The 9,287-nt window shown below is 71.9% G+C and carries 10 protein-coding genes and 1 tRNA gene; 8 read left to right on the top strand and 3 right to left on the bottom strand.

The window, feature by feature from the left end; translation table 11 throughout:
* Positions 1–107: 107 nt before the first annotated feature.
* Positions 108–180, top strand: a tRNA-Thr gene (locus NHG27_RS10100).
* 77 nt (positions 181–257) lie between these two features.
* On the opposite strand, the gene NHG27_RS10095 is transcribed toward NHG27_RS10100, so the two are convergent.
* Positions 258–1,451: an ROK family protein gene (locus NHG27_RS10095; RefSeq protein WP_497016211.1), complete on the bottom strand. Its 1,194-nt coding sequence runs from the start codon at positions 1,449–1,451 to the stop codon at positions 258–260.
* Between the two features lie 79 nt (positions 1,452–1,530).
* On the opposite strand from NHG27_RS10095, the gene NHG27_RS10090 reads away from it, so the two are divergent.
* From NHG27_RS10090 to NHG27_RS10070, 5 genes are all read left to right on the top strand, one after another.
* Positions 1,531–1,698 carry a hypothetical protein gene (locus NHG27_RS10090; RefSeq protein WP_497016210.1) on the top strand — a complete coding sequence of 56 codons (168 nt, stop codon included), beginning with the start codon at positions 1,531–1,533 and terminating at the stop codon, positions 1,696–1,698.
* Complete coding sequence (locus NHG27_RS10085) at positions 1,695–2,483, top strand: carbohydrate ABC transporter permease (protein WP_497016209.1); 789 nt, start codon at positions 1,695–1,697, stop codon at positions 2,481–2,483. Before NHG27_RS10090 ends, NHG27_RS10085 begins: the two co-directional genes overlap by 4 nt.
* Positions 2,484–2,521: 38 nt before the next feature.
* The gene (locus tag NHG27_RS10080; protein ID WP_497016208.1) at positions 2,522–3,415 is read left to right on the top strand and encodes a carbohydrate ABC transporter permease; all 894 of its coding nucleotides are present in this window, start codon (positions 2,522–2,524) and stop codon (positions 3,413–3,415) included.
* 55 nt (positions 3,416–3,470) lie between these two features.
* Positions 3,471–4,817, top strand: a complete 1,347-nt coding sequence (locus NHG27_RS10075; protein WP_497016207.1) for an ABC transporter substrate-binding protein — start codon at positions 3,471–3,473, stop codon at positions 4,815–4,817.
* Between the two features lie 71 nt (positions 4,818–4,888).
* Positions 4,889–6,397, top strand: a complete 1,509-nt coding sequence (locus NHG27_RS10070; RefSeq protein ID WP_497016206.1) for a glycoside hydrolase family 36 protein — start codon at positions 4,889–4,891, stop codon at positions 6,395–6,397.
* 22 nt (positions 6,398–6,419) lie between these two features.
* Here the strand turns inward: NHG27_RS10070 and NHG27_RS10065 are convergent, their stop codons facing one another.
* Entirely contained in the window at positions 6,420–7,274 is an 855-nt protein-coding gene (locus NHG27_RS10065) for an SGNH/GDSL hydrolase family protein (protein ID WP_321575248.1), read from the bottom strand.
* 93 nt (positions 7,275–7,367) lie between these two features.
* A complete protein-coding gene (locus tag NHG27_RS10060; protein ID WP_227748091.1) occupies positions 7,368–8,024 on the bottom strand; it encodes a uracil-DNA glycosylase in 657 nt (218 codons plus the stop codon).
* A gap of 202 nt (positions 8,025–8,226) precedes the next feature.
* Between NHG27_RS10060 and NHG27_RS10055 the strand changes: the two genes are divergently transcribed.
* Positions 8,227–8,547, top strand: a complete 321-nt coding sequence (locus NHG27_RS10055) for a DUF3263 domain-containing protein (protein WP_497016205.1) — start codon at positions 8,227–8,229, stop codon at positions 8,545–8,547.
* A gap of 31 nt (positions 8,548–8,578) precedes the next feature.
* Positions 8,579–9,253, top strand: coding sequence for a LytR C-terminal domain-containing protein (locus NHG27_RS10050; protein WP_497016204.1), 675 nt, complete (start codon positions 8,579–8,581; stop codon positions 9,251–9,253).
* Positions 9,254–9,287: the final 34 nt, after the last annotated feature.

Genomic DNA, 9,287 nt, shown 5'->3' with positions numbered 1-9,287 from the left:
CGGCCCGGGACGGACCACGACCGCCTGCTCGGCGGACGTCAACCGCCTGCTCGGCACCGGGTAGGCTGTTCGCGCACCTCACGGTGCCGCCGCCCTCCGGGTGGCACGCCGCCTTAGCTCAGCTGGTAGAGCACTCGCCTTGTAAGCGAAAGGTCGTCGGTTCGAACCCGACAGGCGGCTCCGTCCCAGCAGGCCAGGTCCTTCCGTGGACCTGGCCTGTCGGCGTTCGTGGACCCTGCTGCTCGCGGCGCGCCCTCCTAGAGGGCGAGCGCGCCGGGCGTCGGGGTCGAGGGCGGGAACGCGGGCTGCGACTCCACGGCCTGCCACAGGCCGCGACGCAGGGACGCGATCCCTCGGCTGATCGTCCCGGCCAGGACGGCGTCGGGGCCGAGCGTGGAGACCTCGACCGTCGGTGGCAGCGGGCACAGGTCCGTCAGGACCTGGGTGAACTGGTCGAGGAACAGGTGCGCGTGCTGGGCGTTGGGGCCGCCGAGCACCAGGACCGCAGGGTCGACCGCGAGGACCATGACGGCCGACCCGACCGCGAGCGTGCGGCCGAAGTCGGCGACCGCGGCCATGGCCTGTGGATCTCCTGCGTCGGCTCGCGCGAAGATCTCCTGGCGGGTCGGCCGAGGGGCCGGGAGGTCCGGAGCGCCGTAGAGCTCGTGCTCCAGCTCGCGCCACCGCACCGCGGGAAGCTCGCCGACGAGACCCGCCCCGCCGCGGTGTCCGCGATGGAGCTCCCCGTGCGCGACGATCGCCGCGCCGGTGCGCACGCCGCTGAGGATGTAGACGAAGTCCTCGACGTCCTTGGCGGCGCCGTGCGCCATCTCGGCGAGCGCGCCGAGGGCGCTGTCGCCCTCGACGAAGACGGGGGCAGCGGTGACGTCGTCGAACGCTCGGGCGACGTCCGTGCCCACCCAGCCCGGCATGCCCTGACCACCGAAGTGGATCACCTTGCCGTCGTCGATGACGCCAGGGGTCCCGACGGTGACGGCCCACAGGGCGTCGGCGCTGACGCCGGCCTCGTCGAGGGCGGCCGTCAGCGCCTCCGCCGCGGCCTGCAGACGATCCTCGGCGGGGGTGTCCTCGTCGGCGGGCAGGTGGACGGTCGCGAGGCGTTCGCCGTCGATGCGGGCGATCGCCCCCGAGACGTGGTGGGCGCCGATGTCCACACCCGCGAGGTATCCGCCCTCGGGGGCCAGGGAGTAGAAGGCCGCGGGTCGGCCGACGGTCCCGGCCCGGTCGCTGCGGGGGCCGCCGGCGCGCACCCATCCGGCGGCGAGGAGGTCGGCCAGGACGGCCTCGGCTGCGGTGCGCGACAGGCTCGTCGCGCGCGCCAGCTCGGCGACGGTCGCGGGCGTGTCCCAGATCTGCTCGAGGACGGCCATCGAGTTGCGTCGTCGCAGGTAGGAGCGGTCGCCGGTGCGGGCTGAGGATGCGGTGTCCATGGCAGTTGACAGGCTACTGCATCGGCATTACATTTCCAACTTGCATAAATAAGTTCCTTCTCCTGATGGGCTGGCTTCGATGACGAACACCACCGTGACGGTGCGCCCGCCGGACGCCCGGCGCGCCCCCGAGCGCCGCGACCGACCCCCGGGTCGTCGGCGCCGGCGCAGCTCCGACGGCCCGACAGCCGCGCTGTACCTGCTACCGGCCGTGGTCGGCTTCGTGGTCTTCATGCCTGGCCGATGATCCGAGGGGTCGGCATCAGCCTCACCGACTGGAACCTGCTCACCGAGGCCAGGTGGGTCGGCCTGGACAACTACGCCGACCTCTTCCAGGACCCGCTCTTCTGGAACGCGCTGCGCGTCACCGCCGTCTACGTGGTCGTGAACATCACGACCCAGATGGCCCTGGGGCTCACGATCGCGCTCCTGATGCAGCGGCTGAGCATCGGGCTCGCGGCACGCAGCGCGATCCTGCTCCCCTGGCTGATCCCGAACGTCACGATCGCGATCGTGACGCTGTTCATGCTCGACCCCAACGTCGGGTTCGTGAACCACGTCCTGGAGTTCGTCGGTGCCCGCACGCAGAGCTTCTACGGCAGCTCGGACCTGGCGATCGTCACCGTCGCGCTGGTCAACACCTGGCGCAACATGGGCTACACGGCCCTGCTGTTCTACGCGGGGATCCAGACGATCTCGCCGTCCGTCTACGAGGCCGCCGCCCTCGACGGGGCCTCGTACCTGCGGACCTTCCGGTCCGTCACGCTGCCGCTGCTGCGGCCCATCACCGCGCTGGTCCTCGTGGTGTCGATGATCGGCTCGTTCCAGATCTTCGACACCGTCGCGGTCGCGACCTCCGGCGGCCCGGGCAACTCCACCCGCGTCATCTACTACTACATCTACCAGAAGGCGTTCGAGCAGTTCGACATGGGCTACGGGGCCGCGATGGCCGTGGTGCTCTTCGCGATCATCTTCACCTTCAGCCTCGTGCAGCTCCGAGCTCTGCGCGCGACGGAATCGGACGGTAACTGATGTCCTCCTCGACCCCACCTGCCGCCCGCGGAACCCTCGTGAGGCGTCGACCGCGCAGACGGCTCACCCCGAGCACGGCGCTGTCGTGGACGGCGCTGATCGTCCTCCTGGTCATCACCGTCTTCCCGTTCCTGTGGATGCTGCGGACGGCCTTCACGGCGAACAGCGACATCTTCTCCGGCAGCATGTCCCTGGTCCCACCCGATCCCACCGCGATCAACTTCAGCCGGGTGCTGGGGCTCGCCACGCCCGAGGAGGCCGCGGCCGCGGGCGGCAGCGGGCAGAACGTCGACTTCTTCCTCTACCTGCGCAACTCGCTGGTCTTCACCGGGGTCGTCGTGACCTGCCAGGTGGGCTTCAGCGCGCTGGCGGCGTACGCGTTCTCCCGGCTGCGGTTCACGGGGCGAGACGTGATCTTCACGGTCTTCCTCGCCGGGATGATGGTCCCGCCCATCTTCGCCGTGCTGCCGAACTTCGTCCTCATGCGGAACCTCGGGTGGATCGACACGTTCGCGGGCCTGGTGGCGCCGTACCTGCTGATGACACCGTTCGCCATCTTCTTCCTGCGCCAGTTCTTCCTCGGCATCCCCCGGGAGATCGAGGAGGCGGCGCTGCTGGACGGCGCCGGAAGGTTCCGGGTGCTGACGCGGATCATCCTGCCGATGGCGTCCGGACCGATGGCGACGCTGGCGATCATCCAGGCAGTCACGGCCTGGAACGAGTACCTGTGGCCGCAGCTCGTGGGGCGGGACCCGAGCGTGCGGCTCCTCAACGTCGCGGTCGCGACGTTCGCCCAGTCCTCGCCCTCGACGTCGCCGGACTGGTCGGGTCTGATGGCTGCCGCCTCCCTGCAGGTCGTCCCGATGCTCCTGCTCCTGATCGTCTTCGGTCGCAAGATCGTCGACTCGCTGGGCTTCTCCGGCGTCAAGTAGTCGCCACCCCCACCGGTCCCGCGCCTGAGCGGGCCGTCACCTGAAAGGCACTCCCATGAACACTCGGCATCTGCGCACAGTGGCGCTGATCGCTGCGTCGACCATCGCCCTCGGGGCCTGCTCCGCGGGATCCGGCAGCGGCGGCGGGGACGGCGGCGACGTCACCCTGACGTACTCGCTGTGGGACCCGAACCAGCTCCCCGCCTACCAGCAGTGCACCGACGCCTTCACCGCGGCGTCGGGCATCGAGGTCGAGATCAACCAGCAGGGCTGGGACGACTACTGGAAGACGATCACCACCGGCATCGTCTCGGGGACCGCGCCCGACGTGATCACCGACCACGTCCAGTACTACCCGGAGCTCGCGGCGAACGGGCAGCTCCTCGACCTGCAGCCCTACGTCGAGAAGGACGGGATCGACCTCGACCGGTACACCGCGGGGCTCGCGGACCTGTGGGTCAAGGACGGCGCCCGGTACGGGCTGCCGCAGGACTGGGACACGATCGGCCTCGTCTACAACACCGCCGACCTCCAGGAGGCGGGGGTCGACCCCGCGGCGCTCGACGAGCTGACGTGGAACCCGACGGACGGCGGGACCTTCGGCAGCCTCATCGCGCGGCTCACGATCGACAAGAACGGCGTGCGCGGCGACGAGCCCGGCTTCGACAAGGACGCCGTCCAGACCTACGGGTGGGGTCTGGAGACCGGCGGAGGCGTCGTCGGGCAGACGCAGTGGTCGTGGAGCGCGCTCTCCACGGGCTTCGAGTACCTCGACGAGAACCCGTTCGGCACCGAGTACCAGCTCGACGACCCGCGGCTCGCCGAGACGTTGACCTGGTGGCAGCAGCAGATCGAGGCGGGCTACATGGTCCCGTTCGAGAACGCCGGCCAGCTCGGGCTGGAGCCGCAGCTCCTGCAGAACAAGGCGGCGATGATCTCCGACGGGTCCTGGCGCATCGGCACGTGGGCGGGTGCGAGCGAGCAGGACTTCGCGTTCGCGCCGCTGCCCGTGGGGCCTGAGGGGCGCAAGACCATCATCAACGGCCTCGCGCCGTCGATCATCGCGGGGACCGAGCACCCCGACGAGGCCTGGGAGCTCGTCAAGTTCATCGGCTCGTCCGAGTGCCAGGACCTCGTGGCCGAGACCGGGGTCGTCTTCCCCGCCATCACCGAGGCGGCCCAGCGGTCCGCAGAGGTCCGGGCGGAGCAGGGCGTCGACGTCTCGGCGTTCCTGGACCAGGCCCAGGACCCCGACGGCGTCGCGTACTACCCCATCACGCTGCACGCCAACGAGATCCAGTCCGAGGCGCAGGCCGTCATCGACGACATCCAGCAGCGCAAGGTCGACCCCGCCACCGCGCTGGCGACCCTGAACGGCCGCATCAACAACTTGTTCGACTAGCCGCACCACGCGGGTGGTGCCGTGGTCGACACCGCGGCACCACCCGCATCCCAGACCGGAGACCGACGACCGTGACGCACACCCACACGATCCACACCGCTGACGGCCCCCTCACCGTCCGCTCGAGCAGCCGACCGGAGGAGAGCGCCGGCGGGTTCCTGCTGCGCGGGGCGAACCTCAGCATCGAGCACCCCTTCGGGGCCACGAGCTTCTACCGCAACGGCTGGAACTCCTGGTCGCCCACCGGGTGGCGATCCTTGTCCGACGAGCCTCTGCGCATCTACGACAACCCCGAGCGGCTCCTGACCGCGGACGACGCCGCGGTCGACGACCCCACCCGCCACCAGGGGAGCGTCCTCGGGGCCCTCGACGCGGGCGCGGGGCAGGTCCTGCTCCTGGGCGCGCTCGACCTGGGGACGTCGCTCGTCGGCGCCGACGACGGACGCATGTGGGGGACGGGCGAGTCCACGGGGACCGAGTGGTACCTCGCGATCGGCGACGAGACCGTCGTGTTCGCGCAGTACGCGGGGCTGGTCGCGTCCCGGCTGGGGCGCGCGACGGGCTCCGTCGGCCCGGTGTGGTCGTCCTGGTACTCGTTCTTCGAGAACATCGACGAGGTCTCCCTGGGGGAGGCGATCGACGACCTCGCGGGGTACCCGTTCGACGTCGTCCAGGTCGACGACGGGTGGGAGAAGGTCGTCGGCGACTGGACGGAGGGGCCGGGGTTCCCGTCCGGGCTGGAGCGGCTCGTCGCGCGCATCACCGGCGTCGGCGCCCGTCCGGGCCTGTGGCTGGCCCCGTTCATCTGCCTGCCGCAGTCCGACACGGCCCGCGACCACCCCGAGTGGCTCGTGCAGGACGCCGACGGTGGGCCGCTGGTCGCGGGGTACAACTGGGGCACGCACTACTACGCCCTGGACACGACCCGGCCCGACGTCCAGGACCACCTGCGGGCGCTCTTCACCCGTCTGACCGGGATGGGCTTCGCCTACTTCAAGCTCGACTTCATGTACGCCGGCGCGCTCCCCGGTGTCCGCTCGGGCGGCGGCCACCGCGAGGAGGTCTACCGCGCCGCGGTCGAGCTCGTCCGGGACGCGGTCGGGCCCGACACCTACCTCCTGGGGTGCGGTGTCCCGATGCTGGCCTCCGTGGGGCTCTTCGACGGGGTGCGGGTGGGGCCCGACGTCGCCCCGTACTGGGACAACTCCGAGCGCCGGCGCGACCCCAGCGGCCCCGGCGCGCTCAACAGCCTCGCCAGCTCCGTCGCGCGGACGTGGATGAAGGACTGGTACGACGTCGACCCGGACGTCGTGTACTTCCGCTCGCGCCGCACGCTCCTCGACGAGAACGCCGGCCAGGCGCTCGTCGACCTGGCCCTGATCACCGGGTTCAGGTCCACCTCCGACCCCATCGCCTGGCTCGACGCCGACGAGCGCGAGCGGCTGCGGGACTTCCTCGTGGCGCGGCCACGCATCGAGAGGACCGGGCGGTTCGCCTACCGGATCGGGGACCGCGAGGTCGACTTCGCCGGGTACCTGAGCGGGGACCGCCGCGAGACGGAGTCCATGGTCGTGAAGTGAGCGAGCCGGAGCACCACCCGTGTCAGTCGGTCCCGAGGTCCGACTGCACGGGGGTGAGGGCCGGCGCCTTGGGGACGCGCAGGTCGCCCGAGGACCGGCCACGGAGCCGCCGCGTCGCCCACGGGTAGACGTGCACGCGCACCCACTCGGCGTTCTGCCGGGCCCGGTCGAGGGCCGGGACGGGCGGGAGGGGAGCCAGCGGGTCGTCCCACGTGGCGTCGTCGGGCACCTGCCCCAGGCCCACGAGCGCCGCCTGGGCGACCCGCCGGTGCCCGTCGGGCGTGAGGTGGATGCGGTCCGACGACCACATGCGCCAGTCGTGCAGCGACGCCATGCCCCACAGGTCCAGGACGTGCGCGCCGTGGCGGCGCGCGATCGACCAGATGTGCGCGTTGTAGACCCCGACGCGCCCGCGCGTGAGCCCCACGAGCGGCGAGCCGGACGTGTCGAAGCCCGTGCCGAGCAGCACGTCGATGCCCTCGGCGCGCAGCCTCCCGACCGCGTGGTCCAGGTTGCGGGCGAGGCGGTCGATGTCGGCCGCGGGGCGCAGGATGTCGTTGCCGCCCCCGATGAGGCTCACCAGGTCGGGCTCGAGCGCGAGCGCCGCGGAGACCTGCTCGGCGAGGATCGAGCGCAGGAGCCGCCCGCGGATCGCGAGGTTGGCGTACTCGAGCGGGGCCTCGCCCGCGGCCGTGCGGCGGGTCGACAGGTGCCCGGCCAGGAGGTCGGCCCAGCCGCGCTGGCGGTCGGGGTCGTTCGGGTAGGGGTCCCAGAGCCCTTCCGTGAAGGAGTCGCCGATCGCGACGTAGCTGCCCCAGCGGGGCGCGTTCTCTTCCGGTGGCGTGTCCGGCTGCGTGTCCGGCTGCGAGGTGGTCACGGGTCCATTGTCCGCCACCGGGCGCCGTCCGTCCCGGGAGATTCCTGCCCGACGGCGTCGCGGGGCCCGGGCGGCCGGGTGGCCGCGCGAGGGTCAGGCCGTGGGCAGCGTCCAGTCGACGGGCGTCGCTCCCTGGGCCACGAGGAGCTCGTTGACGCGCGAGAACGGGCGCGACCCGAAGAACCCGCGGCGCGCGGACAGGGGGCTGGGGTGCGCGCTCTCGACGACCGGGGTCTCGCCCAGCAGGGGCTTGAGCGTCGCGGCGTCGCGGCCCCAGAGGATCGCGACGAGGGGCGCTCCGCGGTCGACGAGCGCGCGGATCGCGGCCTCGGTGACGGCCTCCCAGCCCTTGCGGCGGTGCGAGCCTGCGTCGCCCGCGCCGACGGTCAGGACCCTGTTGAGCAGCATGACCCCCTGGTCGCTCCACGCGGACAGGTCGCCGTGCACGGGGGTGGGTGTGCCGAGGTCGGTCGCCATCTCGGCGTAGATGTTCTGCAGCGAGCGGGGGACGGGACGCACGTGCGGCTGGACGGAGAAGGACAGTCCCATGGCGTGCCCGGGCGTGGGGTACGGGTCCTGACCGACGATCAGGACGCGCACGTCGGCGAGCGGTCGCTGGAAGGCACGCAGGATGTCCGACGGCGCCGGCTGGTAGGCGCGTCCGGCCGCGGACTCTGCGCGGAGGAAGTCGCCCACGGCACGGAGCCGGGGCTCGACGGGGGCGAGAGCCTCGGCCCAGTCGGGGGCCATGATCTCGGCGAGCGGGCGAGGGGTGCTGCCGTCGGGGACCTGCTCGAGGGCACCCGCGGACGGTGGCGTCGCGAAGCTGTTCACGCCGTGAGGGTACGCGACCGGGTGAATGACACGGGTGTGGTTCGCGCGTAGGCTGGAGCGGTCCAGGTCCTGGCCCCGTCGAGGGGCCGGACGCGTCCGACGAGTGAGGAACCTGCCCATGAGCGAAGCGTTCGCCGCGACCGAGCCCCTCGTCGCGCCCGCCGGGACGGACGAGGCGTCGGTCACGGGACCGGGTCTCTCGACCCGGGACCAGGAGATCCTGGCCTTCGAGCGGCAGTGGTGGAAGTACGCCGGGGCCAAGGAGCAGGCGGTCCGTGAGCTCTTCGACATGACGGCGACCCGCTACTACCAGGCGCTCAACACCCTGATCGACTCCCCGGCCGCGCTCGCGCACGACCCGATGCTCGTCAAGCGCCTGCGCCGCATGCGGTCCACCCGGCAGCGTGCGCGGTCCGCCCGCCGCCTCGGCGACATTTAGTCGCTGAGCCAAGTCGGGCTAACCTGTCGCCGTGAGCAAGAGCGATTACCCCTACGCGCCTGACGAGTTCGACGTCCCCGCGCCCGAGGGCGCGCCCGTGGGGGTCTATCGCGCTCCGCGCAGCGGCTGGAGCAAGACCTGGCCCTTCCTCCTCGTCGCGGTGATCTTCGCGGGTCTCGCGATCGGTGGGGTCGCGGCGATCTCGGGCGGGTTCGCCGGGACGCCGTCGGCAGGACCCAAGGAGCCTGCGGTCGAGACGCCGGCCGGGACGGACGCCGAGGAACCGCCTGCCGACGAGGGCGCGGCCGAGGAGCCGCCCGCGGACGGTGGGACGGCCGAGGAGCCCCCGGCGGACGACGGGACGGCGGAGGAGCCGGTCGCGCCGGCCGTCGACGTCGCGACCCTCCTGGCCGCCGCGGACAAGGCAGCGTTCGTCCGTGTCATGAACGACGACGGCCCCGATGGCGAGTCCCGTGTCGGCAAGGCCGCGCTGGACGCCCAGGGGTTCACGGGCGTCGAGTTCGAGGCGTACCCCGGCGACTCGGGTGTCACGGCGAACTCCATCTGGTACGTCGAGAACCGCCGGGAGACGGCGCTCGCGGTCGCTGCCGTGCTCGGCATCCCCGCCGAGCAGGTCACGCAGCAGACTCTTCGCGAGGGCGACGTCATGGTCATCGTCAAGGAGAAGCTGACTCCGGCGTCCTGACGGGCTGCGCCCGACCGGCCGGTTCGTCGGGCGC

The sequence above is a fragment of the Oerskovia sp. 140933 genome (assembly GCF_059651515.1).
The sequence above is the reverse complement of the archived record's forward strand: the minus strand, read 5'-3'. Positions and strand labels throughout refer to the sequence as shown.

Bases quoted from the DNA above. Each gene is read 5' to 3' on its own strand.
- NHG27_RS10060 (WP_227748091.1), bottom strand. From the start codon at position 8,024: ATGGCCCCCGACTGGGCCGAGGCTCTCGCCCCCGTCGAGCCCCGGCTC.
- NHG27_RS10055 (WP_497016205.1), top strand. From the start codon at position 8,227: ATGAGCGAAGCGTTCGCCGCGACCGAGCCCCTCGTCGCGCCCGCCGGG.
- NHG27_RS10090 (WP_497016210.1), top strand. From the start codon at position 1,531: ATGACGAACACCACCGTGACGGTGCGCCCGCCGGACGCCCGGCGCGCC.
- NHG27_RS10095 (WP_497016211.1), bottom strand. From the start codon at position 1,451: ATGGACACCGCATCCTCAGCCCGCACCGGCGACCGCTCCTACCTGCGA.
- NHG27_RS10075 (WP_497016207.1), top strand. From the start codon at position 3,471: ATGAACACTCGGCATCTGCGCACAGTGGCGCTGATCGCTGCGTCGACC.
- NHG27_RS10085 (WP_497016209.1), top strand. From the start codon at position 1,695: ATGATCCGAGGGGTCGGCATCAGCCTCACCGACTGGAACCTGCTCACC.